The sequence below is a fragment of the Agromyces bracchium genome (assembly GCF_009709675.1).
GTDB lineage: Bacteria > Actinomycetota > Actinomycetes > Actinomycetales > Microbacteriaceae > Agromyces > Agromyces bracchium.
The window spans coordinates 36,231-59,746 of record NZ_WMLB01000037.1 but is presented as its reverse complement, the minus strand read 5'-3'; the positions used below and the strand labels follow the sequence as shown (position 1 = coordinate 59,746).

Below are 23,516 nucleotides of genomic sequence, written 5' to 3'. Positions count from 1 at the left end.
CGCACAGGTCTCGATACGCGCCTGCGGCGCTACTCGACCCCCGATTCCGGCAGCCCCGCGGCGCGGCGAGCGGATGCCACGAACGCGGGCCGCACGCGCTCCCACCCGTCGAGGTACCCGCCGACCATCGCGGCGTCGCGGACGAGCACGAGTTCGGCCGCGCCGAGGCGCGGGTCCGCGGCATCCGCCGCCTCGAGCACGTGCTCGAGCTCGGAGCGGAACCATTCGCGGTGGGCGGCCACCGCCCTGCGCACGCCGCTGTCGGCGTCGGGGTACTCGGCGGCGGCGTTGATGAACGGGCAGCCTCGCGTGTGGTGGCGAGCGACGTCGTCGGCGAGTCCGTCGATCACGAGGCCCACGAGCTCGCGCGGCTCCGCGCCGGTCTCCTCGGCCGCGTCGAACGCGGCGCGGATGTTCGCGTCCTCGACGCCGAGGTAGGCCTCGACGAGGTCCTCCTTGCTCGGGAAGTGCCGGTAGAACGTCGCTCGCGTGACGCCGGCCTCACCCACGATGCGGTCGACGCCGACCGAGTGGATGCCCTCGCGGTAGAAGAGTTCGCTCGCAGTCGCGAGCAGGCGATCGCGCGCCGCGGAGGTGCCTGACGAGCTCGTCCGTGTTGCCATGAGGTAAATGATAGAACGATCTTTCTCTTTTTGCTTGACATCCGCTCCGCTCCCGGCGTACCGTCTGGGAATACGACAAGATAGAACGATCGTTCTACTTCACCAGGACCACGAAACGAACCGACCCACGAGGAGCAGGAACCATGACCACCACCGGAACGCCCCCCATCGTCCTCATCCACGGACTCTGGATGACCCCGAAGAGCTGGAACACCTGGGCCGAGCGCTTCCGCTCGCTCGGGCACGACGTCATCGTGCCCGGCTGGCCCGGCATCGACGACCGCCCGGTCGCCGACATCCGCTCGAACCCCGAACCGCTGAAGGGCATCGGGCTGAAGCAGATCGCCGACCACTACGAGCGGATCATCCGCGCGCTGCCCGAGAAGCCCATCATCATGGGCCACTCGTTCGGCGGCGTCATCACCCAGATGCTCGCCGACCGCGGGCTCGGCATCGCCTACGTCGGCGTCACGCCCGGCCAGACCGCGGGCGTCACGACCCTCCCGGCGTCGACGCTCCGCACCGGCTTCCCGATCCTCTCGAACCCGTTCGACCGCAACGGCGCGAAGCCGATCTCGAAGGGCCACTTCCACTTCACCTTCGGCAACGACCTCAGCCGCGACGCATCCGACCGCATCTGGGAGGACTTCGCCGTGAACAGCTACAACCGCGTCTTCTTCGAGGGCGTCGCGTCGACCCTGAACGAGAAGGGCGGCGTCACGCACGTCGACTACGGCCGCACCGACCGCGCCCCGCTGCTGATCATCACGGGCGAGATCGACCACGTCGTGCCGCCCGCCATCGGCCGCTCGATCGTGAAGAAGTACCGCCGGTCCGGCAGCCCCGCCGTCGTCGACTACCGGGAGTTCGCCGGCCGCACGCATCGCATCGTGAGCCAGGACGGCTGGGAGGAGGTCGCCGACTTCGCGCTGACCTGGGCGCTCGAGCACGCGGAGGCGCAGCCGGCATCCGCCTGACCCATCGGCGCGGCGCGGATCGCGCACGCCGCCGCGCGGCCGTCGCTGATGCTCAGGCCGCCCCGGGAAGGCCGGGCCCGAACCGATCGGGCACGGCCTTCACCACGCCCGGGAGCCACCGGTCGACGTCGGGCCACGCACGTGCGGTCGGCAGCCGCCGGATCAGCCCGGCGAGCGGCGCGTCGCCCGGCTCCCACGGCAGCACGCGGTTGGGGGATGCCGCGGCGACGACGCCGAGCCACCAGTGCATCCAGGTGCCGCGCAGCGACTCCGGCTCGAGCACGACGTAGTAGTCGGGCACGCGCAGCTCGTGCCGCGCGACGGCGTCGATCACCTGCTCGATCTCGAGCTGCAGGACGCCGAGCGTCGACCGCTCGTCGTAGAACTCCACCCAGGCGGATGCCACGTGGCCGAGCGGGTCGCGGTCGTGCACCACGAACGGCGCGTTCGAGGTCGCCGACCAGGTGACGACCTCGGCGTCGGTGGCCTCCGTCATCTCGGCGAACGTCGCGCTCTCGACGTTCGCGAGCCCGGCGAGGGATCCGATCGCAGCGCCGGCCTCGTCGCCGACGACGACGAGGGTGGTGCTGCCGGGAGCCTCCATTTCCGGATCATACGTCCGGTGCGGGTGCGGGCGGGAGGGGCGTCACCGGCCCGTCGCACGATCGTTCCGAGATCGCAACACGCGCTCCGTCGGGCCCCCGCGCCCTCGGGGCGGCTTCCCCGGGCGGGACGTGCCGACGCTCAGGCGGTGCGGCCGAGCTCCTCGGCCTCGACCGGTGCCGGCAGCAGCCACGGGAGCACCTCGTCGAACGGCGCGCCGCCGACAGTGAGCACCTGCCACGCGGCATCCGCCCGCCTCACCCGCGAGACCGACAGGTTGTCGAGCTTCGGGTAGCTGCGCGCCTCGTGACCGCTGAGCTCGCCGAGCACGTGGCGGATCAGCGTGCCGTGCGCGACGGCGAGCACGCGGGCGCCGCCGTGGTCGGCGGCGATCTGCTCGAGAGCGCGGGCGCCGCGGGGGCCGACCTCGTGCTCCAGCTCCTTGCCGGGGAACTCGCGCCCGGGCCACCGCTCGTCGATCTGCGAGACGAGCGTGCCCTCGGCATCGCCGAAGTCCTGCTCGACGAGGTCGTCGTACTCGCCCACGACCGGCAGGCCGAGGCCATCGGCGAGGATCGCGGCGGTCTCGCGCGCGCGGCCGAGGCTGGAGCTCACGAGCACGTCCCAGTCGGCAGGGTCGAGCGCCCGCGCCGCCGCGGCGGCCTGCGCGCGCCCCGTGTCGTTCAGCGGGATGTCGGTGCGGCCCTGCATGAGCCCGCGCAGGTTCCAGTCGGTCTGTCCGTGGCGGACGAGGGCGAGGTGCATGGGTTCCAGCCTAGGCGGGGCCCGCTGGGCGGATGCCGCGTGCGCGACCGCCTCCGTGCGAACACCGAGGAGATCTCCGTGCGCGGCACGGATGCCGGGTACCTCGTCCGGGCGCACCCTTGGTCGCATCGACATCCCGTGCACGAAGGAGCACCCCATGACCGACACCGTCACGACCACCACCGACGCGGCCGATGCCGCGACGCCGACCGCCGACGCGGCGGCCGACCGCGCGCTCAAGGCGAAGCACCGCGCGATGTGGGCCTCGGGCGACTACCCGACCCTCGCGTCCGACCTCATCTGGAGCCTCGGGCCCCGTCTCGTGGACGCGACCGGAGTCCGCCCCGGCGAGCGCGTCCTCGACGTCGCGGCGGGCAGCGGCAACGTCGCCATCCCGGCGGCGCTGCGCGGCGCGACCGTCGTCGCGACCGACCTCACCCCGGAACTGTTCGACGTCGGACGGCGCCTCGCGACCGAGTCGGGTGCCGAGCTGGAGTGGCGCGAGGCCGACGCCGAGGCGCTGCCGTTCGGCGACGGCGCCTTCGACGCCGTGGTCTCCTGCGTCGGCGTGATGTTCGCACCACACCACCGGCTCGCGGCCGACGAACTCGTCCGCGTCGTGAAGCCCGGCGGTCGCATCGGCCTGCTGAGCTGGACGCCCGAGGGGTTCATCGGCCGAATGTTCGCCGCCATGAAGCCGTTCAACGCGCCGCCGCCCGCCGGCGTGCAGCCGCCGCCGCTGTGGGGCGACGAACAGCACGTGCGCGAGCTCCTCGGCGACCGCGTCGCCGAGCTCTCGATGCGGCGTGGAACCGTCGTCGTCGATCGCTTCCGCACCGGCGAGGAACTGCGCGACTACTTCAAGGCGAACTACGGCCCGACCATCGCCGTCTACGCGCGCATCGCCGACGAGCCCGACCGGGTGCGCGCCCTCGACGAGGCGCTCGCGGCACTCGGACGCGAGGCCGGTCTCGACGGCTCGGGCCGCCCTATCGAGTGGGAGTACCTGCTCGTCACCGCGCGGCGCTGAGGCGCCGCTCCCGCTGAGCCCTCACCCCGGCGGACCCACCCGTCCACCTTCGACCCCGTGAACCATCTCCGAAGGAGCACCACCGCCATGTACCTCAGCGAGGACTTCCAGGTGTTCGAGCTGCACCGCGCGGGCGAGCGCCGGCTGCAGCGCGAACTCGAACTGCGCCGACGCATCGACGAGCGCATCGCCGAAGCGGCGGCCCAAGCGGCAGGCACCGAGGCCGGTGAGGGCATGACGGATGCCGCGCGCCCGCGCCGCGGCATCCGTCAGCTGCTGCCGCGTCGCCTGCGGCCGCTCTCGCCACCGCGCCCCACGATCGGCCCCGGAGCGGCGTGAGCGCCCCGCGCACCGCACGCCGGGGACGGACTTCCGGTCCGTCCCCGGTGCGGATCGCACGATCCGGCCCTAGAATCGGCGCCGTGGCGGGGCAGACGTTAACCCCGCGCGAGAGCGCGATTCTGGCCGCGGTCGAGCGGCGACTGAGCAACCCCGAGATCGCATCGGAGCTGTTCATCTCGGTGCGCACCGTGGAGAGCCACATCGCGAGCCTGCGCCGCAAGCTCGGGGCGGAGAGCCGGGCCGACCTGGTCGCGGCCGCGAGCGAGCGCCGCGAGGCATCCGTCCGCCTGCCGGACACGCGGTTCATCGGACGCGAGGCCGAGCTCGACGCGCTGACGGCGCTGCTCGACGCGCACCGCTGCGTGTCGGTGATCGGGCCGGGCGGCGTGGGCAAGACGCGCCTCGCGCTCGAGTTCGCCGCACGCCGGCACGGCGAGAGCTCCCCGATCGTGATCGAGCTGGAGCACGCCGAGCCCGACGACGTCGTGCCGCGCATCGCGCGCGCACTCGACCTCGAGGCGGTACCCGGGTCGGACGTCCTGTCCTCCGTCGCGACCGCGCTCGCGTCGCGCCCGTACCTGCTCGTGCTCGACAACATCGACCGGGTCGGCGACGCGGTGCAGGCTGCGGCGCACCGGCTGCTCCGCGAGTCGCGCCAGCTCCGGATCCTCGGCACGACGCGCACGCCGTTCGGCGACGATGCGGAGCACGTGTTCGCGTTGGAGCCGCTGCCGGTCGAGGGCGCGGAGGCCGAGGCCGTCGCGATGTTCCTCGACCGGCTGAACGCCTACGGCGTGCCGCCGACCGCCGGCGAACGTGAACTCGCGGCGCGCATCTGCACGCGCCTCGACGGGCTGCCGCTCGCGCTCGAGCTCGCCGCGACCGTGTCGCGGCACCTCGGGCTCGAGGAACTCGCCGACCGGCTCGACCGCGATTTCGCCTCACTCGACCGCGCCGCGCCGCGCGGCCGTCACCGCACGCTCGAGACCACCTTCGAGTGGACGTGGGACCTCCTGGAGGACGACGAACGCGACGTGCTCTGCCGACTGGCGGCGCTCCCCCGCACGTTCGACGTCGAGCTCGCGACGGCCGTGACGCATCCGGGCGCCGAGGGCGTCCTGTTCCGCCTGCTCGACCACTCGATGGTCGTGCCGACCGGAGGCACGCCGCGCCGCTTCCGCCTGCTCGCGGTGATGCGCGAGTTCGTGCGTGCGCGGACCGATCCGGCGACGATCCGGGAGGTGCTCGAACGGCACGCCGAGTACCACGCGGCGGTCGCCGCGCAGTTCGTCGAGCACGCACGCGTCGACGACAGCGACGAGGCCATGCAGCTCTCGATCCGCCTGTGCCCCGAGGTGAACGCGGCGCTCCGCTGGGCGATCGCGGCGCGCCATCCGTCGGCCCGGACGCTCGCGGCCTCGCTCTCGGTCGGCGTCGAGCAGTACGGATCCGACGTCGACAGCGTGCGCTCGCTCGCCATGGCCGCGCGCGACCCGCACGTCGTCGAGGGCGCGGCGCCCGGCGAACTGTTCGTGCTCGGTGCCGGCATCGCCTACCTCGACCTCCCACTCGTCGACGACCTCGCACGTCGCGCGCTCGCGATCGCCGAGGCGCGCGGCGACGCGGCCTCGCGCCTCGATGCGCACCACCTCGCGGGCCTCTCCGACGCCTACCTCGACCGCGGCGAGTCCGCGCTCGAGCACCTCGCCGAAGCCGAACGGCTCGCGATCGAACTCGTCGACGACTGGTCGCTCGCATCGATCCACCAGTTCCGCGGCATCGCGCTGCGAGGCGCCTCGCTCGACGATCCGGCCGCGGCCGTCGCCGAGTTCGACGCGGCGATGCGCGCCTACGCGCTCGCGGGCGACGCGATGCACGTCAACAACGCGCGGTACATGATGGCCTCGGTCGCCGCGCAGGCGGGGCTCGAAGCCGAGAAGGCCGCGATCTGGGCGGCGGAGTGCGCGGCCTACGCGCGCGGGGCGGGCAACGCGCACGAACTCGCGCACGCCGCGCTCGTGCAGCAGACCCTGGGGGTGCCGGATGCCGCGCTGCCGCTCGACGAGCTCGAGGCCTCGCTCCGCGCGCTCGGCGACGTGCGCTGCCTCACCCGCACGCTGCTGCTCACCGCCGAGCGCGCCCCGTCGTCGAACGCACGACTCCCCCGCCTCGAGGAGGCGCTCGCGCTGGCCGAGTCCGCCGGCGACGACGCGCACCGGATCGCCGCGCTCACGGGCCTCGTCGACGCGTACTGGGCCGCGGGCGACGTCACGCGGGCGCGCACGGCGCTCGGGCGGCTCGAGGCGATCGCCGGGGCGGATGCCGCGGCATCCGCTCGCGCGCTCATGGACGCCTGAGGACGGGGCTGAGCCGTCAGGCCCCTCAGGCTCCGGCGCCCGGCCGGATCAGGCCGCTCTCGTAGGCGAACACGACGGCCTGCACGCGGTCGCGCAGGCCGAGCTTCGCGAGCGCACGCGACACGTACGTCTTCACCGTCGTCTCGCCGAGGTAGAGCCGCGCGGCGATCTCGGCGTTCGAGTAGCCCGCCGCGACCTCGACCAGCACGTCGCGCTCGCGCTCGGTGAGCGTGGCCAGCCGCGCGACGAGGTCGGGGCGCACGCGCGGCGCGGCCGCGAACGACTCGATCACGCGCACCGTGACCGCCGGGTCGAGGAGCGCATTGCCCGCGGCGACGCTGCGGACCGCCGCGAGGAGCTGCTCGGGCGGAGCGACCTTCAGCAGGAACCCGCTCACGCCCGCGCGGAGCGCGGCCGCGAGCTGCTCGTCGTCGTCGAACGTCGTGAGGATCACGACCCGCGCGTCGGTGGCCTCGAGGATCTCGCGGGCCGCCGTGATGCCGTCGCTTCGCGGCATCCGGATGTCGAGGAGCACCACGTCGGGTCGGGTCCGCCGCACCGCGGCGACCGCGTCGAGCCCGTCGGCCGCCTCCCCCACGACGACGATGTCGGGCTGGTGCTCGAGCAGCATGCGCAGGCCCGCGCGGACCATGGCCTCGTCATCGGCGAGCACCACGCGGATCCGCGCGTCGGTCGGGGCGGCCTGCGCCGTGGCATCCGTCATCGGGTCGCCTCCAGGGGGAACTCGGCGCGCACGTCGAAGCCGCCGTCGTCGTTCGGGCCGGCCGAGAAACGCCCGTGGAACATGGCGACGCGCTCGCGCATCCCGACGAGGCCGTGGCCGCCGATCACCGCGGCGGAGGGGGTGTCGACCGGCCCCTGCTGCGCCGGCGCCCCGGCCGCCTCGCCGCCTCCGGCGCCCACCGGGACCGGCACGGGCGCCGTATTCGAGACCGCCACGACGACCGCACCGTCCGTCCGCTCGACCGAGACGGTCGCCCGGGCGCCGGGTGCGTGCCGCAGCACGTTCGTCAGCGCCTCCTGGAGCACCCGGTAGGCCGACACATCGACGCCGCGTGGCACGTCGTCCAGGTCGCCTCGCTGCTCGAATCCGATCTCGAGCCCCGCCGCGCGCACCTCGTCGACGAGTTCGGCCGCCCGAGCCAGGGTCGGTGGTGCGGCGGGCGGCACGTCGTCGGTGTCGCGGAGGATGCCGACGAGGGTGCGCAGTTCGGCGACCGACTCGCGCCCCAGCCGCTCGATGCCGCGCAGCATCTCGGCCTGCGGGGCGTCGGGTGCGAGCGTCGAACGCACGGCACCGACCTGGAGGGTCATCACGCTGACCGAGTGCGCGACGGCGTCGTGGATCTCGCGAGCGATGCGCTGGCGTTCCTCGATGAGCGCGGCGTGCTCGCGCGCCTCGCGTTCCGCGTCGAGTGCGGCGGCGAGCCGGCCGAGCCGGTCCGCCCGGTCCCGCGCCCCGCGGGCGACGAGGCCGACGGCCCACGACGCCCAGGCGAGCGAGGCGAAGAAGAGGTTCTCCCAGACCGCGGCGGCGAGGTCTGGGGACGCCGGGGCGGATGACTCCCCGCCGATGCTCGCCGACAGTACCCCGCCGACCGCGACGCCGACGGTCGCGAGCACCTGCACCGAGACCGGCGCGATCCACGAGCGGCGCGGCGGGCGGCGGAAGGCCGCCCACCCCGGGAGCAGGAAGCAGGCGAGGACCCCGACGCCCGTCGGACCTTCGAGTCCGAGGGCGGTCGCGACGGGGAACATGAGCGACGCGACGGCGGTGCCGGCGATCGGCGCCACGGCGGCGACCAAGGTGCCCGCGACCACGGGCAGGAGGACCAGCGCGGGCGCGAGGGGCGCCGAACGGAAGCCCGGGTCGAGCACGATCTCGACCGAACCGAGCACCGCGAACACCGCGGCGGCGAGCACCGGGATGAGGCGTGCGGATCGGGGCATGGCGACTCCTCGTCGTCTTCGCGGACCGTGGCGGCGGGCCGCGGTGGCTCAACGCTAGGCGACGGGCGCCGCCGGTGCGGTCATCCTCGTGGACGACACGGCCCGGCCGCATGTCGTCCTCACGGTCCGACCGGTCGGGCCGCCGGGCGGCAGACCGGCACCGCCGCCGATTCCTAGCGTGATGACCGCCGCCTCGACCGAGTCGGCGCACCGACCCAGGAGGACCACGCCATGACCACCGAAACGCTCGACTCCACCGCCGGCGCCGCCGAACGGCGACCGTCCGACGCACCGCGGCCCGCGCGACCCGTGCAGCCCACCCCGTCCACCCCGCCGACCCATCGCGCACTCGCGGTCGCCGCGGGCATCGCCCTCATCGCGGGACCGGCCCTGTTCTTCGCCGGCCTCGCCACCTCGCCGGTGCAGGAGGGCGACGACAAGGTCTCGTACATCACCTCGCTCGCCCTCGATGCCACGCTCACGCAGGTGTCGGCCGTGCTCCTGCACTACGGCAACCTGCTCATGGGCGTCGGCGTGCTCGCGCTGCCGTGGCTCGTGCGCGGCACCCGCGGCGCGGTCGCCGCGGTGATCGGCGGGCTGCTCGCGGCGGTGGCGCTGCTCGGCAACTCGGGCGCCCTGTTCGCCGACTGGATGCACCTCGAGCTCGGGCGCGCGATCTACCTCGAGACCGCGGCCGACATCTCCGACGCGGTGCTCGCGCACCCCGCGTTCCAGCTGTGCTTCGGCATCGCGCCGCTCATCTCGGTCGGCCTCATCGTCGCCGCGATCGGCCTCGCCCGCGCGGGCGTGATCGGCTGGTGGAGCATCCCCGCCCTCGTCGCGGGCTACGCGGGCATGCTCTTCCTGCCCTACTCGATCCCGATCCTGCCCGCGCTCGGCACGCTCCCGATGCTCGCGGTGCTCGTGCTCGCTGGTGTCCGCGTGCTCGGTCGGGTCCGCGCCGATCGCCGGGTGCGCGGCGCCTGAGCGCGACCGCGGCGAGCGGATGCCGCGGGGTGCTGCCCGCGGCATCCGCTCGCCGCCTCGCGTTCACCTGACACGTGCATGAGCATCCGTGCGAAGGGCCCGCCTGCGCGGCCATCGCACGGATCTTCATGCACTCGGGGCGCGACATCGGCGCGCTGCCCGATCATCCCGACGCGATCGATCCCGCGTCAGCCGGGCTGACCGAGCGGACCGGTCCCCGTCCCGTCCGGGACGGTCCGGACCTCGACGAGCTCCTCGCGGCCAGCGCCGCCGGAGATGTCGAGCGCGAGCAGCGGCCCGACGGCGCGCGCGTAGAACTTGTACTCGACGACGTCCGGATCGAGCGGCGTCGTGTCGCGCGTGACGAGCACGTCGTCGAACGCGCCGTACGGCGCCTCCGCGAGCTCGCCCGTCCTGAGGACCTCGCCCTCGTCCTCGGCCTCGCCTGCGAAGTACTCCTGGCGGTACGCCTGGCCGGGCTGCGGGTCGCCGGGCAGGAGCACACCCGCCTCGGCGCCGTCGACGCCGGCCTCGAACGAGCCGGCGGTCGTCGCGATCTCGCCGTCCTCGAACTCCGCGGTGTCCTCCCCGAGGTACCAGACCGAACCGTCCTCGTGCTGCGCGTACCAGTCGAACGTGTCCTCGACGATCGAGTCACCCTCGTAGACGGTGTCGCGGACGACCCGAGCGGTCACGCCGTTCGCGATCTCGCGCGTCTCGGTCGTGACGGTCACGACGATGCGAAGCTCACCACCCTCGCCATCGAGTTCGCGGTACTCCCACTGCGTCCCGGGCGTCATCGGCCAGTACGGATGGTCGATGTCGGGGCTGAACTCGGCCGGATCGAGTTCGACGTGCTCGTCGCCCTGCGGAAGGGCGACGGAAGAAGCATCCGTTCCGCCCCCGGCGGTGCAGCCGGCGAGCAGGACACCTGCGACCGCGACCAGCGCGACGACGGGAAAGGCTTCGGACGTTCGCGACGGCATGGTCCACCTCCTGCGGAGGCCCGCGGCGAACGGTCGCCGCCGCGGCCCCGGTCGAGTCGCCGCGGGACCGAGGCGACTCGATGCTACGCCGCTCGATCCGCAGCCGACAGGTCCTCCGTCCCACGCAAGCCCTCGACCGGCGCGGCGCCGAGGGCTACCGTGGCCCGCGGAAGGGAGCACGACCATGGGCATCCTCGCCGTCGACCTGTTCATCACGCTCGACGGGGTCTACCAGGCCCCGGGCGGTCCCGAGGAGGACCCCGAGCACGGCTTCGCGTTCGGCGGATGGCAGGCGCCGTACATCGACGAGAGGTCGGGCGAGGTGATCGGCGCGGGCATCGACCGGCTCGATGCGCTGATGCTCGGGCGCAAGACGTACGACATCTTCGCCGACTACTGGCCGCGGCACGCCGACACCCAGGTCGGCGCGAAGTTCGCGGAGGTGCCGAAGTTCGTCGCCTCGCGCACGCTCACCGACCCGACGTGGTCGGGCACGACGGTCGTGACGGATGTCGCGGCCGAGGTCCCGGCGATCAAGGACCGCTTCGACGAGATCCACGTGATCGGCAGCGGCGCTCTCGCGCGGTCGCTGCTCGCCGCCGACCTCGTCGACCGGCTGAACCTGTACCTCTACCCGATCGCGTTCGGCAGCGGCAAGCGGCTCTTCGACGAGGGCACGGTGCCGGCCGCCTTCACGCTCGCCGAGCCGCCCGTCGCGTTCCCGAAGGGCGCGGTCTCGCTGGTGTACGAGCGCGCGGGCGTGCCGGTCACGGGCATCGACATGGACCCTGAGGGGCGATAGCCGCACCCGAACACAGGCCGTTCGGCCCGGCCGCAGTCAGTCGAGCTCCTGGAAGATCGTGAGCTGCAGCCCGGCCGGCGCGCGCACCCGGCCGTTGACCGAGCGCCAGGGCGTCTCGCGAGCGGATGCCTCGAGCTCGGCGCCCGCCGCGACGAGGTCGTCGGTCACCGCCGCCGCGTCGTCGACCTCGAGCGCGACCCGGATGCGGTCGCTCCGGCCGCCGTCGGTCTCGACGCGGTCGATGAACCGCACCTGAGCGGGGTTGGAGAGCTCGAGCGTCGCTCGACCCGCGTCGAGGATGCGCACCTCGGCCCCGCCCTCGCCGCTGTAGGCCTCCTGCTCGGGCATTCCGAGCACGTCGCGGAAGAACGCGAGCGCCGCCTCGAAGTCCTCCGCCTCGACGACGAGACGCAGCTGGCGCACCCGCCCGCCGCCGGAAGCAGCAGCGCCGCCCGAGCCGTCGGCACCCGAACCCGTCCCTGCGCCCGCGTCATCCGTCATGCCGTCCCTCCTTCGTCTCCGCCGCGGAGCAGCGCCCGCAGCGTCTGGATCGTGTCGGTCTCGCCCGGCTCCTTGTCGGGCCGGTAACCCTTCACGCGTGCGAACCGCAGGGCGATGCCGCCCGGGTACCGGCTCGAGCGCTGCACCCCGTCGATCGCGATCTCGACGACCGTGATCGGCGACACGAACACCGTGCTCGACGTGCGCCGCGTCTCGATCTCGGGGAATCGCTCGGTCTGGAACCGCAGCAGCTCGTCGGTGAGCCCCTTGAAGGTCTTGCCGACCATGACGAACCCGCCGGGCTCGCCGAACTCCCCCTCGGGGTCTCGCGCGCCGAGGTGCAGGTTCGACAGCCAGCCGGTGCGCCGGCCCGATCCCCACTCCGCGCCGAGCACGATGAGGTCGTACGTGAGCACGGGCTTGACCTTGATCCAGCTCGCTCCGCGGCGCCCGGCCGCGTACGGCGCGCCCACGCCCTTGACGACGACGCCCTCGTGCCCCGCCGCGAGCGCATCGCGCGCGACGCGCTCGGCGGTCGCGGCATCGGCGGTCACCTCGCCCGGAATCCGGTGCGGCCCCGCGACGCGCTCGAGCTCGGCCATTCGCGCCGTGAGCGGTCGGTCGATGAGGTCGCGCCCGTCGACGTGCAGCACGTCGAAGAACCACGGATGCAGCAGCACCTCGCGCGCGGTCTCGGCGCCGAAGCGCGACATCGTGTCCTGGAACGGCCTCGGCGCCCCGCCCTCGTCGAGCGCAAGGGTCTCGCCGTCGAGGATGAGCTCGCTCGCGGGCAGCCCCCGCACGACCTCGACGACCTCGGGCACGCGGTGGGTGATGTCAGCGAGGTTCCGAGTGAAGACGCGGACCTCGTCGCCCGACCGGTGCACCTGGATGCGCGCCCCGTCGAGCTTGAATTCGACGGATGCCTCGCCGACCTGCTCGATCGCGGCAGCGGCGCTCGGCGCGGTGCCCGCGAGCATCGGCAGCACCGGGCGACCGACCCGGAGGCCGACGGCTTCGAGGTCGCCCGGCGCACCCGTGAGCGCGATGCGCGCGGTCTCGCCGAGGTCGCCCGACAGCATCGCCGCACGGCGAACCACGTCGCCGGGGCGATCGGCGGCGCGCGCGATCGCGTCGGTCAGCACGCCCTCGAGCGCACCCGTGCGGAGCTCGCCCAGGATCACCCGCGAGACGAAGCCCTGCTCGCGATCGGTCGCGCGCGCACCGAGGTCGGCGAGCACCGCCGCGCGCTCGGCGGCCGAACCCGAGCCTGCCGTGCCCGCGAGCCGCTCGAGCGCGTCGTCGACGTCGAGGATCGTCAGCGTCGCGGCATCCGCAGGCTCGCCGAGCCCGCCCTGGAGCGTGCGCCATCCGACGCCGACACGACCCTGTCGAGGCTTGGCGGTCAGGAAGCCGACGGCGGGCACGATCTCGTCGGGCGCGAGGCCGGCGAGCAGGCCCGCGAGCGCGTCGACCTTCGCGAGCCGCGACCGCGTGGACGCGACCCGCTCGACCGTCGTCACGACCTCGTCGAGCAGCACCCGATCATCCTCGCACCGTCCGCCGACAGTGCGGATGGAGCCTTTGCCAGGCTCAGACCCCGATCGTGAGCGCCGCGGTGTAGCCCGAGGACACCGAGCCCGACATCGACGCGATCTGGTGGATGCCGCCGTCGTCGCCGAAGACGTTGTCGCTCGCGAGGCTCACCTGCGAGGCGTTCCGCACGCTCTGCTCGTATCCGGAGGTCGCGTAGACGAGCGCGTTGGCCTCCTCGGGGAGGGCGATCTGCGAGGTCTTCACGATCGGGCCCGACGCGACCGCGTTCGCGACGTCGGAGTACACCTCGAAGTGGATGTGCGGCCAGCGGCCGGTGTAGCAGGCGGGGTAGATCGAGGTGAACTGCACCGTGCCGGAGTCGTCGGTCGCCTGCACGCCGCGCAGGTAGTTGACGCTGTCGAGTCCCGGGCTGTACAGCGAGTACCCGCCGTCGCGATCGCAGTGCCAGAGGTACACGCCCGCACCCACCACCGGGCTGCCGGTCGCCGCGTCGCGCACGGTGAGCCGGATCGTGAGCGGCACGCCCTCGGCGACCGCCGTCGACGACCCGAACGACGAGCGGATGTCGCTGCGCACGATGCCCGAATCGTCGAGCACGTTGACGCCGTTCGAGCCGTCGCCCGGATACGGCCCGGCGGTCTCGTCGGGCACCTCGTCGACGGGGCCGGATGCCGCGGCGGTCGCGCTCGGCGAGGCGGAGACCGTGGCGCTGGGCGACGCACTCGCGCTCGAACCGGCGGAGTCGGATTCGCTCATGCCGCACGCCGCGAGGAGCGACGTGAGCCCGACGCCGCCGAAGATGCCGAGCGCGCGGCGGCGGTCGATGAGGGTTCGGATGTCGTAGGTGAGCCCGCGGTGGTCCTCGTCGATGACGTGCCCGTGCTCGTCGATCCAGCGCGGGTCGACGGATTCGGCCCCGGTTGCGAGGGGGCCGTCAGGGGGCGCGGTCGTCGACGCGGTCGTCAGGTCGGTCGTCGGCCCGGTCTCGTTCGCCATCGCGGTCTCCTCGTCTCGTGGCGGGGTGGTGCGACCACGCTGTCGGGCGCGCCTGTGGGCTCGCTATGCAGACCCGATGCGCCCGCGATGACCCGGCCGGGGATCGGCGCGTCAGCCGGTCATCGCGCTCGTGCCGTCCGAGAGCACCGGCGAGATGAGCCCGAACCCGTTGCCGTCGGGGTCGATGAGGTAGCCGACCCGGCCGACGCCCTGCATGTCCTCTGCGGGGAGCATCTCGGTCGCGCCGAGCTCGACGGCGCGACGCATCACGTCGTCGATGCTGCCGTCGACCCCGATGACGAGGTTGCAGCCGTTGACCGGTGCCCCGATCGCGGGCGCGGGCCCGTCGCGCTGGGTGAGCCCGCCGTTGATGCCCATGCCGGGCTGCCCGTCGACGTTGCCGATGGCGCCTTCGCCGGTGTCGATCGTCCAGTACGGCATGTCGCCGAACTGGGTGAAGCGCCAGCCGAGCAGGTCGCCGTAGAAGTCGACGAGCCGCTGCGGCTCGGTCGCGTGGATCTCGAAGTGCACGACCAGGTTGGCCATCGTTCCCCCTCGGGTGCGACGCGCCGGGCGGATGCCGGGCGCGGATGCGCGACACGCTACGCCGGGGAGGCGACATCCGTCACCCCTCGCACCGCGTCGTCAGCCGTTCGGGAGAGAATCGTCGGGTGCCCCTCTTCTCGCGCCGGACGGCGCCGGTCGACGACGCGCCGCCCATGCCGCGGCTCGTCGAGATCGGCGAGCCCGAGCGCGACTGGATCGACGCGCACGTCGCGCTCGTCGCCGACGCCGGGGCCGACCCCGACGACCTCGCGCAACTGAGCGCGCTCTACGAACGCTGGTCGGCCGGGTGGCGCCGCATCAACCCGCCCGAGCGCGACGACCCCGTCATCCAGGTCAACGCCCTGGGCACGGCGTTCGGCGAGTACGTCGCGCGGCGCACCGGCCTGTCGTGGCGGCTCGCCGAGCACGTCGACGGTCTCGATCTCGCCCTGTACCAGCCGCGCGGCCAGGTGCTCCTCCGTCCGATCACCATCGTCGACGAGCACTGGCGCGCGGAGGAGGGCTCGGGCGCGTTCCTCGTCGACGCCGCCGAGCGCCTCACCCACGTGCGCCGACTCGCGCACGGCGACGGGGGCGGCCGCCGCCGCTGAACCCCCCGGACGGGGCTAACCCGAAGCCTTGTCGGCCGAACCCGCGAGGGATATCGTCGCGCTCGAGGGCGCAGCGCGCATCGACGCAGCGCGATCATCTGGGGGGATGATCCGATGTCCGACTTCTTCACCATGCAGGCGGGCGAGACCGCCGCGCCGGTCCCCGACGGGCCGGTGCTCTGCCAGGCGACGGCCGGGATGCGCCGCATCCACCGGGTCTTCCTCTGGTCGTACGACGAGGCGCCGGGGCTCGTGCGATCCGCTGCCGACGGCGACACCGAGCGCTCGGGCTACGTCGGCGAGGTGCTCGGCAACTTCGACAAGCTCCTGCACGTGCATCACGAGGGCGAGGACCTCTACATGTACCCGCAGCTCGGCGAACGCGCCCCGGCCTGCGCGCTGCACATCGCGCAGATGCTCGCGCAGCACGAGCAGGTCGAGCAGGCGCTCGACGACCTCGCCCCGATCCGCGAGCGCTGGCGGGAGAGCGCCGACGCCGAACTCGGCGAGCAGCTCGCGGCGAGGTACGAGGACCTCTCGGCCATGCTGAAGGTGCACCTGCGCCGCGAGGTGACCGAGGTGACGGCCGCGGTCGAGAAGGTGCTCACCGAGGAGGAGTTCGAGCAGCTGTCGAGCCACGGCGTCGACGCCTTCGAGAAGAAGGTGGTCCTCGCGTACCTCGGCATGATCCTCGCGACGAATCCGCCCGACGAGCAGCGTGCGTTCATCATGGACATCCCGTTGCCGATCCGCATGGCGTACCGGCTCGTCGGCAAGCGCCTGTATCGCAAGCAGTACGCGACGCTCTTCCCCGGCCGCGCGATTCCGCAGACGATCTAGACGTGCAGCGGGCCGGGCTTGACGCGAGCCGCGGCATCCGCTGCAATATATTGCATGCCACTACCCGCCCGCGCCTCGGCCGAGCGCCCGAAGTCGATGCGCGACCACGCGTACACGCACCTGCGCGACGCGATCGTCTCGGGCGAGCTCGCACCCGGCGAGCGCCTGCGCGACCCCGAGCTCGAGGCGTGGCTGGGCGTCAGCCGCACGCCCATCCGCGAGGCGATCGCCAGGCTCGAGGCCGCCGGCCTCGTGCAGACGCGCCGCGCGAAGCAGACCGTCGTCGCACCGCTCGACACGCGCACCGCGCTCGCGGCGCAGCGCATCGCCGCGACGCTGCACGCGCTCGCCGTCCGCGAGGCGGTGCCGCAGCTGACCACGGCCGACCTCGAGGCCATGAGCAACGCGAACGCCGCCTTCGCGAAGGCGCTCGCCACGCGCGACGTCGACGCGGCGATCGCGGCCGACGACGCGTTCCACGGCGTCGCCGTGCAGGCGAGCGCGAACCCGCTCCTGCCCGCCCTGCTCGAACAGGTCACGCCGCTCCTCCGCCGACTCGAGCGGGTCCGCTTCGCCTCGCTCGCCGGACGCGGCTCGGTCGCCGACCACGACCGCATCATCGAACTCTGCGCCGCCGGTCTCGCCGACGAGGCCGCCGCCGCCACCCACGACAACTGGTCGACCCTCGGCCGGTTGCTGCACCTCGACGACGATGACGAGGCCGTCGACGACGGCGCGGCGGGCGAGCCCGCGGCATCCGTCACCCGCACCCCCTGAAGGAGAGAACCATGGCCCTCGCCGACTTCCCCCGTCATCAGCTGACGTTCGGGCCGAGCCCGATCCACCCCGTCGACCGCCTGAGCGCCCACCTCGGCGGCGCCCGCGTCTGGATGAAGCGCGAGGACGTGAACTCGGGCCTCGCCTTCGGCGGCAACAAGACCCGCAAGCTCGAGTACCTCGTGCCCGACGCGCTCGCGAAGGGCGCTGACACGCTCGTCTCGATCGGCGGCGTGCAGTCGAACCACACCCGGCAGGTCGCTGCGGTCGCCGCGCACCTCGGCATGAAGGCCGTGCTCGTGCAGGAGCACTGGGTCGACTGGCCCGACTCGGTGAACGACCGGGTCGGCAACATCCTGCTCTCGCGGCTCATGGGCGCCGACGTGCGCCTCTCCCCCGCCGGCTTCAGCATCGGGTTCCGCGACTCGTGGAAGCAGGCGATCGCGGATGTCGAGGCCGCGGGCGGCACGCCGTACCCGATCCCCGCCGGCGCGTCCGACCACCCGCTCGGCGGCCTGGGCTTCGCGAACTGGGCCCACGAGGTCGCGGCGCAGGAGGAGGCGCTCGGCGTCTTCTTCGACACGATCGTGGTGTGCTCGGTCACGGGGTCGACGCACGCGGGCATGATCGCGGGCTTCGCCGACCTCGAGCACAACTTCGGCGGCCGGCCGCGCCGGGTGGTCGGCATCGATGCGTCGGCGAAGATCGACGAGACGCGCGACCAGGTGGCGCGCATCGCGCGGAACACCGCCGCGACCATCGGCCTCGGACGCGACCTGCGCGACGACGAGATCACCGTGCTCGAGGGCTGGGCGGGCGATCTCTACGGCATCCCGGTCGAGTCGACCGACGAGGCCATGCGTCTCACCGGCAGCCTCGAGGGAGTCATCCTCGACCCCGTCTACGAGGGCAAGTCGATGGCCGGCCTCATCTCGCTGGTGTCCTCGGGCGACATCCCGAAGGACTCGAACGTGCTCTACGCCCACCTCGGCGGGCAGCCGGCGATCAACGCGTACAGCGGCCGCTACCACTGACCGGATGTCGCCGAGCCGGGTCGGCTGCGAGTATGGAGGTCGAGGAGGCGACATGACCGGACACGACGATGCGCATCACGTCTCGCACGACCGCTACGAGGAGTTGAAGGCCGAGTACTGCCGCCGGTGCGGCATCCACTTCGACGCCGCGTCGGCGCACCTGCACGACGGGCATCACGACGAGCACGCCTGACCCGGTCGGGGAGGGTCGCGTTCTTTCGGGCGCTGCATCGGCGAGCTCGCGCTCGCGCCGATGGTCATGCGCGGCCGCCCGATGCGCGAGTGGGCGGTCGTCCCTTTCGCGCGCGACGCCGAGTGGGGCGCGATCGCGACCGACGCGTTCGCGTTCGTCGACGAGATCACCCCCTGATCGGGCACTTGTCGGCGATCAGGGCTGATGGGAGCATGTGCGCATGCGACTCCTGGGGGCGATCGGAATCGTGCAGCTCGTGTTCGGCGCGCTCGGACTGCGGAAGGCGTACGCGGAGGGACGCGGCGGCGACGTGCCGGGCTTCCCGCACCGGTCGCCCGACGAGGTGCGGCGCCGGCACTGGGTCGAGGGCACCGAGCTCTCCGCGCCGACCGTCATGCTCATCGTGCAGGCGTTCGCGAGCCTCGCGCTGCTCGTCGGCCGCCGGCCGCCCGTGGCCGCGGCGCGCACGCTCGGCGTGCTCGGAGCGATCATGAGCATCGGGTACCCCATCGAGCGGGTCTGGCGCGAGTCGTTCGTCGACCCCGACCCCGAGGTCACGCCCCTGACGGCCGGTGGATTCCTCCTCGCCCTGAAGATGGCGATCCTCGGCTTCGCGGTGGGTCGCGGCCCCCGCACTCGCTGAGTCCGTATCCACGAAGACCGCGCACCCGCGAGCCACACCCTCACGCATGAGAATCCGGCCCATGTCGCCCCCACTGCGGCCGAACCGCCGATCCTCATGCACGAGAAGACGATCACGGCGCCGTGCGGCGGGCTGGGCGCCCAGCATCGCCGCCTATCCTCGACGGGTGACCTCGACCGCCCCCACCCGCGCCGCCGCGCACGACGCCGTCGTGCTCGACGCCGCCGACTGGCAGGCCCGCGAGCAGGCGCACGCCGAGCGGGCCGACGCCCTGACGGCCGATCACCGGTCGCGCAGGGCGCGCGGCGAGCGGCATCCGATCGAGGACTTCCTCTTCACGTACTACTCGTACTCCCCGTCGCTGCTCCGGCGCTGGCACCCCGGTGCGGGCATCGAACTGGCGGATGCCGCGGGCACCCCGCGCGCCGAGTGGCGCTGGTACGCGGCCGGCGCGACCGAGCGCGGACTCGTCGTCGATGCGGACGCGATGCGCGCCGAAAAGGGCACGATGCTGGGCCTCGTCGAGCGGATGCTGCGGAGGACCGCCGCCCGCCCCGGGCAGTTCGGCTGCTTCGGGCTGCACGAGTGGGCGATGGTCTACCGGCAGGGCGAGCACCGCCATCCGGTGCCGCTCAGGCTCGGACAGGCCGCGACCGACGAGGTCGTCGAGGCGCACGAGCTCCGCTGCACGCACATCGACGCGTACCGGTTCTTCACGCCCGACGCCACGCCCCGCAACCGCTTCGCGCCGACGCGCGAATCGCAGCCCGAGATCGAGCAGCCCGGCTGCCTGCACGCGAACATGGACGTCTACAAGTGGGCGGTCAAGCTCGGCCCGCTCGTGCCGGGCGACCTGCTGCTCGACGCGTTCGAGCTCGCACGCGACATCCGCCACCTCGACATGCTGGCCTCGCCGTACGACATGGCGCCGTGGGGCGGCGAGCCGGTGCGCATCGAGACGGGCGACGGCAAGGCCGAGTACGTGCGCCGGCAGCGCGGGTTCGCCGAGCGCGCGAACACGCTTCGGGCGCAGATCCTCGCAGCGCTGCCCGGATCCCCCGCGTAGGCGGCGCGCTCGCCCGTGCCTGTCGGATCGGCGACCCCCGGTGCTAGCATCCGGAAGCGCCACGTTCTGCGACGGCGCCGCCGCTCCGATGCACCGACTGGAGGCCCGCATGCCCGGATCAGATGACCTCGTCGCGGGAGCGCCGGCCTGGGTCGACCTGACCACGACCGACCTCGACGGGGCGATCGACTTCTACACGCGCGTGTTCGGCTGGACCGCCGACCGCAGCGCGGACGAGCGGTACGGCGGCTACACGACGTTCCTCCTCGACGGCAAGCGCGTCGCGGGCGCGGGCAGCCGGTCCGACGACGACCCGTCGCCGCCGCACTGGAGCGTCTACCTGCTGACGTGGAACGCGGCGGCGACGAGCGAGCGCATCGCCGAGGCCGGCGGCACGGTGCTGTTCGAGCCGATCGACATCCCCGAGATGGGCGTCATGGGTCTCGCGATCGACGCGACGGGCGCGGTCGTCGGCTACTGGCAGCCGGGCGGGCTGCCCGGCTTCGACGCGTTCGACGAGACCGGAGCGGCGACCCGCTTCGAGCTCGCCGCGAGCGACTTCGACGCGGCGGAGCGCTTCTACGCGCACGCCTTCCACTGGGACATCGAGCATGGCGAGGGCGAGCCGCGCTACGCCGTGTATCGGCATGCCGGCCGCACGTTCGCGCGGATCCTCGACGCAGCCGAACTGCTCGGCGCCGACCTGCCGCCGTCGTGGCATGTCGGCTTCCAGGTCGACGACATCGAGGCGACCGTCGCCCGCGCGGTCGCCGCGGGCGGCACGCTCGTCGTGCCGCCGTGGGACGTGCCCGACGGACGACGAGCGGGTCTCTCCGATCCGAGCGGCGCGTACTTCGTCGTGGCGTCGCCGACGGCGGCGACCTCCGAACCCGCCGCGTCGGCGGCCTCCGCGACGCCCGAGACGGCCGGGTAGGCATGGCCGCCTGGGACGTCGTGATCGTCGGCGGGGGCAGCGCCGGCCTCTCCGCGGCGCTGATGCTCGGCCGATCGCGGCGGAGCGTGCTCGTCGTCGACGGCGGGCGGCCGCGGAACGCCCCGGCACAGCACATGCACGGCGTGCTCGGGCGCGATCACACGTCGCCGCTCGACCTGCTCGCCGCCGGGCGCGCCGAGCTCACGCGCTACGACGTCGTCGTCGAGTCGGGCGAGGTCGCCGACGCGGCCGAGGTCGAGACGGATGCCGGTGAGCCGGGCGGCCCCTCGTTCGAGGTCGTGCTCGACTCCGGCGAGCGCCATCTCGCGCGCCGGCTGCTCGTCGCCACCGGCCTGCGCGACGAGCTGCCCGACATCCCCGGTCTCGCGGAGCAGTGGGGTCGCGGCGTCGTGCTCTGCCCGTACTGCGACGGGTGGGAGGTGCGCGACCGGCGGATCGCCGTGATCGCCTCGAGCGCGGCGAACGCCCACCAGGCGCAGCTCATGCGGCAGCTCTCGGCCGACGTGGTGTTCTGCACGCAGGGCGCGGTGCTCGCGCCCGCTGCACGTTCCGGGCTCGACGCCCGGGGCATCGTCGTCGAGGACCGGCGGGTGATCGAGGTGTTCGCCGACGGGGGCGGTCGGCTCCGCGGCATCCGCCTCGAGGACGGGAGCGAGTGGGAGGCCGACGCCGTGTTCGTCGCGCCGAAGGCCGTGCCGCACGACGACCTGCTGCGACGCCTTCGAGCCCGATCGATGCGGCAGGGCGGGGTCGACCAGGTGCTGGTCGACGAGGACGGCCGGACGAGCGTGCGCGGCCTGTACGCCGCGGGCAACGTCGTGGGCGCGAAGTCGTCCGTGCCGTGGGCGATGTCGTCGGGGAGCCTCACCGGCGCCGCGATCAACGCCGACCTCGTCGACGAGGACGTGCGGAACGCGCTCGACGCGCGCGGCTGATTCGGACGCCGGCGCCGGCGGGCACCCCTCCGCCGGATGCGGGGGTTCGCCGGATGCCCGCCGACGACGGCCGTCGATACCGTCGCGGCATGACCACGACCGAGACCCACGACGCGACGACGACGCCAGCTGAGACGTCCCCGGCTCCCCCGACTCGCCCGGTTCGGCGGCCCCCCGCGGAAGGCACGCGCCTCGGCACCCGCATCGGCTGGGCCTGGATCCTGCTCTCCTCGCTCGGGATCGCGGCGTTCGCGGTCGTGCCGTACCTGACGTCGTCGCTGCCCGTGCTCGCCGAGTCGGGCGCCGGCGGGCTCGCCGACCACTACGCGGGGCAGCCGCCGTTCGTGCTCGTGGCGTTCTACGTCCACATCGTCGCCGGCGGCACCGCGCTCGTCGCGAGCCCGTTCCAGTTCTGGCGGGGCCTTCGCGACCGGGCGCCGCGCGTGCACCGCTGGACCGGTCGTGTCGCACTGGTCGCCATCGGCATCGCCGGCCTCGCCGGCCTCGCGCTCGCGCCGTTCAGCGCGGCCGGGCTCGTCGGCACGTTCGGGTTCGGCGCGCTCGCCGTGCTGTGGCTGCTGGCCGGATGGCGCGGCTACCGCGCCATCCGTCACGGCGACGTGCCCTCGCACAGGGCCTGGATGATGCGCGCCTTCGCGCTCACCTACGCCGCCGTGACACTTCGGCTCTGGCTGCCGCTGCTGATGTTCGCGCAGGTGCCGTTCGCCGGCCCGGCCGGCTTCGATGCGGATGCCGCCTTCGCGAACGCGTACGCCGCGGTCCCGTTCCTCTGCTGGCTGCCGAACCTGCTCGTCGCGGAGTGGCTCATCCGTCGGCGCGGGCTGCCGTCGTACCGGCTCGCAACCCCGCCCCTCGCGGGATGACGGTCGCCGCGGTCAGCTGAGCTCGAGCGTCATGAACACGCTGTTCGGGTCGAGCGCGTAGTCGGCGAACGGCGGGCACTCGACGAACCCGTACTTCGCGTAGAGCGTGCGCGCCGGGCGGAAGAACGCCTCGGAGCCCGTCTCGAGGCTGAGCCGTGCGTACCCGCGTCGCTTCGCCTCGGCGAGGACGTACTCGAGCAGGCGCGCGCCCAGGCCACGGCCGCGGGCCGCGGCATCCGTTCGCATCGACTTCAGCTCGCCGTGCGCGGGATCGAGCTGCTTCAGCGCCACGCAGCCGAGCAGGTCGTCGCCCTCGCCGATCGTCCAGAGCGTCACCTCGGGCACCGAGAGCCCCGAGACGTCGAGCGCGTGCACGCTCTCGGCCGGCGAGGTCGCGAACATGTCGTCGAGGTGGTCCTCGAGCAGGCGGATGACGCGGGGGTCCGCGAGGTCGGCGGGTCGGATGTCGAGGGCGGGGGCGGTGCTCACCGGTTCATTCTGCCGTGCGCGTGTTTCCCGCCTGTGACGGGTCCCC

27 protein-coding genes are annotated in these 23,516 nt (G+C 73.3%); 16 read left to right on the top strand and 11 right to left on the bottom strand.

What is annotated here, in order from left to right; all coding sequences use genetic code 11:
* Positions 1-29: 29 nt before the first annotated feature.
* Positions 30-623 (bottom strand): TetR/AcrR family transcriptional regulator, encoded by a 594-nt coding sequence (locus GJ743_RS16100; RefSeq protein WP_155052920.1) that lies wholly within the window; start codon positions 621-623, stop codon positions 30-32.
* A gap of 143 nt (positions 624-766) precedes the next feature.
* On the opposite strand from GJ743_RS16100, the gene GJ743_RS16095 reads away from it, so the two are divergent.
* Entirely contained in the window at positions 767-1,600 is an 834-nt protein-coding gene (locus tag GJ743_RS16095) for an alpha/beta hydrolase (protein ID WP_155052919.1), read from the top strand.
* 52 nt (positions 1,601-1,652) lie between these two features.
* Here the strand turns inward: GJ743_RS16095 and GJ743_RS16090 are convergent, their stop codons facing one another.
* On the bottom strand, positions 1,653-2,204 hold the full coding sequence (locus tag GJ743_RS16090; RefSeq protein ID WP_155052918.1) for a hypothetical protein: 552 nt from the start codon (positions 2,202-2,204) through the stop codon (positions 1,653-1,655).
* Between the two features lie 140 nt (positions 2,205-2,344).
* Complete coding sequence (locus tag GJ743_RS16085) at positions 2,345-2,968, bottom strand: histidine phosphatase family protein (protein WP_196217032.1); 624 nt, start codon at positions 2,966-2,968, stop codon at positions 2,345-2,347.
* A 157-nt stretch (positions 2,969-3,125) separates the two neighbouring features.
* Between GJ743_RS16085 and GJ743_RS16080 the strand changes: the two genes are divergently transcribed.
* The 3 genes from GJ743_RS16080 (at position 3,126) to GJ743_RS16070 (ending at position 6,697) form a co-directional block, all read left to right on the top strand.
* Positions 3,126-3,998, top strand: coding sequence for a class I SAM-dependent methyltransferase (locus GJ743_RS16080; protein WP_155052916.1), 873 nt, complete (start codon positions 3,126-3,128; stop codon positions 3,996-3,998).
* 87 nt (positions 3,999-4,085) lie between these two features.
* Complete coding sequence (locus GJ743_RS16075; RefSeq protein ID WP_155052915.1) at positions 4,086-4,337, top strand: hypothetical protein; 252 nt, start codon at positions 4,086-4,088, stop codon at positions 4,335-4,337.
* Between the two features lie 83 nt (positions 4,338-4,420).
* The gene (locus GJ743_RS16070; RefSeq protein WP_155052914.1) at positions 4,421-6,697 is read left to right on the top strand and encodes a LuxR C-terminal-related transcriptional regulator; all 2,277 of its coding nucleotides are present in this window, start codon (positions 4,421-4,423) and stop codon (positions 6,695-6,697) included.
* Between the two features lie 25 nt (positions 6,698-6,722).
* Here the strand turns inward: GJ743_RS16070 and GJ743_RS16065 are convergent, their stop codons facing one another.
* Positions 6,723-7,421 (bottom strand): response regulator, encoded by a 699-nt coding sequence (locus GJ743_RS16065; protein ID WP_155052913.1) that lies wholly within the window; start codon positions 7,419-7,421, stop codon positions 6,723-6,725.
* Positions 7,418-8,668 (bottom strand): sensor histidine kinase, encoded by a 1,251-nt coding sequence (locus GJ743_RS16060; RefSeq protein WP_155052912.1) that lies wholly within the window; start codon positions 8,666-8,668, stop codon positions 7,418-7,420. The genes GJ743_RS16065 and GJ743_RS16060 overlap by 4 nt, the downstream gene beginning before the upstream one ends.
* Positions 8,669-8,899: 231 nt before the next feature.
* Here GJ743_RS16060 and GJ743_RS16055 point away from each other — a divergent pair, with 231 nt between their 5' ends.
* A complete protein-coding gene (locus tag GJ743_RS16055) occupies positions 8,900-9,655 on the top strand; it encodes a hypothetical protein (protein ID WP_155052911.1) in 756 nt (251 codons plus the stop codon).
* 188 nt (positions 9,656-9,843) lie between these two features.
* On the opposite strand, the gene GJ743_RS16050 is transcribed toward GJ743_RS16055, so the two are convergent.
* Complete coding sequence (locus GJ743_RS16050; protein ID WP_155052910.1) at positions 9,844-10,641, bottom strand: hypothetical protein; 798 nt, start codon at positions 10,639-10,641, stop codon at positions 9,844-9,846.
* 184 nt (positions 10,642-10,825) lie between these two features.
* Between GJ743_RS16050 and GJ743_RS16045 the strand changes: the two genes are divergently transcribed.
* Positions 10,826-11,443: a dihydrofolate reductase family protein gene (locus tag GJ743_RS16045; protein ID WP_155052909.1), complete on the top strand. Its 618-nt coding sequence runs from the start codon at positions 10,826-10,828 to the stop codon at positions 11,441-11,443.
* A 36-nt stretch (positions 11,444-11,479) separates the two neighbouring features.
* Here GJ743_RS16045 and GJ743_RS16040 read toward each other — a convergent pair whose 3' ends face one another.
* From GJ743_RS16040 to GJ743_RS16025, 4 genes are all read right to left on the bottom strand, one after another.
* Positions 11,480-11,944: a VOC family protein gene (locus GJ743_RS16040; RefSeq protein ID WP_196217031.1), complete on the bottom strand. Its 465-nt coding sequence runs from the start codon at positions 11,942-11,944 to the stop codon at positions 11,480-11,482.
* A complete protein-coding gene (locus GJ743_RS16035; RefSeq protein WP_328289276.1) occupies positions 11,941-13,485 on the bottom strand; it encodes an ATP-dependent DNA ligase in 1,545 nt (514 codons plus the stop codon). Before GJ743_RS16035 ends, GJ743_RS16040 begins: the two co-directional genes overlap by 4 nt.
* 52 nt (positions 13,486-13,537) lie before the next feature.
* A complete protein-coding gene (locus GJ743_RS16030; protein WP_155052908.1) occupies positions 13,538-14,497 on the bottom strand; it encodes an intradiol ring-cleavage dioxygenase in 960 nt (319 codons plus the stop codon).
* A 111-nt stretch (positions 14,498-14,608) separates the two neighbouring features.
* Positions 14,609-15,043 carry a VOC family protein gene (locus tag GJ743_RS16025; RefSeq protein ID WP_155052907.1) on the bottom strand — a complete coding sequence of 145 codons (435 nt, stop codon included), beginning with the start codon at positions 15,041-15,043 and terminating at the stop codon, positions 14,609-14,611.
* 125 nt (positions 15,044-15,168) lie between these two features.
* Here GJ743_RS16025 and GJ743_RS16020 point away from each other — a divergent pair, with 125 nt between their 5' ends.
* The 10 genes from GJ743_RS16020 to GJ743_RS15975 all read left to right on the top strand — a co-directional run bounded on the left by GJ743_RS16020 (position 15,169) and on the right by GJ743_RS15975 (position 22,981).
* Complete coding sequence (locus tag GJ743_RS16020) at positions 15,169-15,654, top strand: DUF3806 domain-containing protein (protein ID WP_155052906.1); 486 nt, start codon at positions 15,169-15,171, stop codon at positions 15,652-15,654.
* A 114-nt stretch (positions 15,655-15,768) separates the two neighbouring features.
* Complete coding sequence (locus GJ743_RS16015) at positions 15,769-16,494, top strand: hemerythrin domain-containing protein (RefSeq protein ID WP_155052905.1); 726 nt, start codon at positions 15,769-15,771, stop codon at positions 16,492-16,494.
* A 54-nt stretch (positions 16,495-16,548) separates the two neighbouring features.
* Positions 16,549-17,271, top strand: a complete 723-nt coding sequence (locus GJ743_RS16010; protein ID WP_155052904.1) for a GntR family transcriptional regulator — start codon at positions 16,549-16,551, stop codon at positions 17,269-17,271.
* Between the two features lie 11 nt (positions 17,272-17,282).
* Entirely contained in the window at positions 17,283-18,305 is a 1,023-nt protein-coding gene (locus GJ743_RS16005) for a 1-aminocyclopropane-1-carboxylate deaminase (protein WP_155052903.1), read from the top strand.
* Positions 18,306-18,357: 52 nt separating this feature from the next.
* Positions 18,358-18,498, top strand: coding sequence for a hypothetical protein (locus tag GJ743_RS16000; protein ID WP_155052902.1), 141 nt, complete (start codon positions 18,358-18,360; stop codon positions 18,496-18,498).
* A gap of 220 nt (positions 18,499-18,718) precedes the next feature.
* Positions 18,719-19,141: a hypothetical protein gene (locus GJ743_RS15995; RefSeq protein ID WP_155052901.1), complete on the top strand. Its 423-nt coding sequence runs from the start codon at positions 18,719-18,721 to the stop codon at positions 19,139-19,141.
* A gap of 166 nt (positions 19,142-19,307) precedes the next feature.
* Positions 19,308-20,207 carry a 3-methyladenine DNA glycosylase gene (locus GJ743_RS15990; RefSeq protein ID WP_328289275.1) on the top strand — a complete coding sequence of 300 codons (900 nt, stop codon included), beginning with the start codon at positions 19,308-19,310 and terminating at the stop codon, positions 20,205-20,207.
* A gap of 109 nt (positions 20,208-20,316) precedes the next feature.
* Positions 20,317-21,141 carry a VOC family protein gene (locus GJ743_RS15985; protein WP_196217030.1) on the top strand — a complete coding sequence of 275 codons (825 nt, stop codon included), beginning with the start codon at positions 20,317-20,319 and terminating at the stop codon, positions 21,139-21,141.
* 2 nt (positions 21,142-21,143) lie between these two features.
* Positions 21,144-22,097: an NAD(P)/FAD-dependent oxidoreductase gene (locus GJ743_RS15980; RefSeq protein ID WP_155052899.1), complete on the top strand. Its 954-nt coding sequence runs from the start codon at positions 21,144-21,146 to the stop codon at positions 22,095-22,097.
* An 89-nt stretch (positions 22,098-22,186) separates the two neighbouring features.
* Positions 22,187-22,981 carry a DUF2306 domain-containing protein gene (locus GJ743_RS15975; RefSeq protein ID WP_155052898.1) on the top strand — a complete coding sequence of 265 codons (795 nt, stop codon included), beginning with the start codon at positions 22,187-22,189 and terminating at the stop codon, positions 22,979-22,981.
* A 12-nt stretch (positions 22,982-22,993) separates the two neighbouring features.
* Here the strand turns inward: GJ743_RS15975 and GJ743_RS15970 are convergent, their stop codons facing one another.
* A complete protein-coding gene (locus GJ743_RS15970; RefSeq protein WP_328289274.1) occupies positions 22,994-23,470 on the bottom strand; it encodes a GNAT family N-acetyltransferase in 477 nt (158 codons plus the stop codon).
* Positions 23,471-23,516: the final 46 nt, after the last annotated feature.

What these genes read in the sequence shown, in the direction of transcription:
- GJ743_RS16005 (WP_155052903.1), top strand. Translation starts at nt 17,283, where the DNA reads ATGGCCCTCGCCGACTTCCCCCGTCATCAGCTGACGTTCGGGCCGAGC.
- GJ743_RS15995 (WP_155052901.1), top strand. Translation starts at nt 18,719, where the DNA reads ATGCGACTCCTGGGGGCGATCGGAATCGTGCAGCTCGTGTTCGGCGCG.
- GJ743_RS15980 (WP_155052899.1), top strand. Translation starts at nt 21,144, where the DNA reads ATGGCCGCCTGGGACGTCGTGATCGTCGGCGGGGGCAGCGCCGGCCTC.
- GJ743_RS16080 (WP_155052916.1), top strand. Translation starts at nt 3,126, where the DNA reads ATGACCGACACCGTCACGACCACCACCGACGCGGCCGATGCCGCGACG.
- GJ743_RS16060 (WP_155052912.1), bottom strand. Translation starts at nt 8,668, where the DNA reads ATGCCCCGATCCGCACGCCTCATCCCGGTGCTCGCCGCCGCGGTGTTC.
- GJ743_RS16045 (WP_155052909.1), top strand. Translation starts at nt 10,826, where the DNA reads ATGGGCATCCTCGCCGTCGACCTGTTCATCACGCTCGACGGGGTCTAC.
- GJ743_RS16085 (WP_196217032.1), bottom strand. Translation starts at nt 2,968, where the DNA reads ATGCACCTCGCCCTCGTCCGCCACGGACAGACCGACTGGAACCTGCGC.
- GJ743_RS16040 (WP_196217031.1), bottom strand. Translation starts at nt 11,944, where the DNA reads ATGACGGATGACGCGGGCGCAGGGACGGGTTCGGGTGCCGACGGCTCG.
- GJ743_RS16065 (WP_155052913.1), bottom strand. Translation starts at nt 7,421, where the DNA reads ATGACGGATGCCACGGCGCAGGCCGCCCCGACCGACGCGCGGATCCGC.
- GJ743_RS16025 (WP_155052907.1), bottom strand. Translation starts at nt 15,043, where the DNA reads ATGGCCAACCTGGTCGTGCACTTCGAGATCCACGCGACCGAGCCGCAG.
- GJ743_RS16100 (WP_155052920.1), bottom strand. Translation starts at nt 623, where the DNA reads ATGGCAACACGGACGAGCTCGTCAGGCACCTCCGCGGCGCGCGATCGC.
- GJ743_RS16010 (WP_155052904.1), top strand. Translation starts at nt 16,549, where the DNA reads ATGCCACTACCCGCCCGCGCCTCGGCCGAGCGCCCGAAGTCGATGCGC.
- GJ743_RS15985 (WP_196217030.1), top strand. Translation starts at nt 20,317, where the DNA reads ATGCCCGGATCAGATGACCTCGTCGCGGGAGCGCCGGCCTGGGTCGAC.
- GJ743_RS16090 (WP_155052918.1), bottom strand. Translation starts at nt 2,204, where the DNA reads ATGGAGGCTCCCGGCAGCACCACCCTCGTCGTCGTCGGCGACGAGGCC.
- GJ743_RS16095 (WP_155052919.1), top strand. Translation starts at nt 767, where the DNA reads ATGACCACCACCGGAACGCCCCCCATCGTCCTCATCCACGGACTCTGG.
- GJ743_RS16075 (WP_155052915.1), top strand. Translation starts at nt 4,086, where the DNA reads ATGTACCTCAGCGAGGACTTCCAGGTGTTCGAGCTGCACCGCGCGGGC.
- GJ743_RS16050 (WP_155052910.1), bottom strand. Translation starts at nt 10,641, where the DNA reads ATGCCGTCGCGAACGTCCGAAGCCTTTCCCGTCGTCGCGCTGGTCGCG.
- GJ743_RS16030 (WP_155052908.1), bottom strand. Translation starts at nt 14,497, where the DNA reads ATGGCGAACGAGACCGGGCCGACGACCGACCTGACGACCGCGTCGACG.
- GJ743_RS16015 (WP_155052905.1), top strand. Translation starts at nt 15,769, where the DNA reads ATGTCCGACTTCTTCACCATGCAGGCGGGCGAGACCGCCGCGCCGGTC.
- GJ743_RS16000 (WP_155052902.1), top strand. Translation starts at nt 18,358, where the DNA reads ATGACCGGACACGACGATGCGCATCACGTCTCGCACGACCGCTACGAG.
- GJ743_RS16055 (WP_155052911.1), top strand. Translation starts at nt 8,900, where the DNA reads ATGACCACCGAAACGCTCGACTCCACCGCCGGCGCCGCCGAACGGCGA.
- GJ743_RS15975 (WP_155052898.1), top strand. Translation starts at nt 22,187, where the DNA reads ATGACCACGACCGAGACCCACGACGCGACGACGACGCCAGCTGAGACG.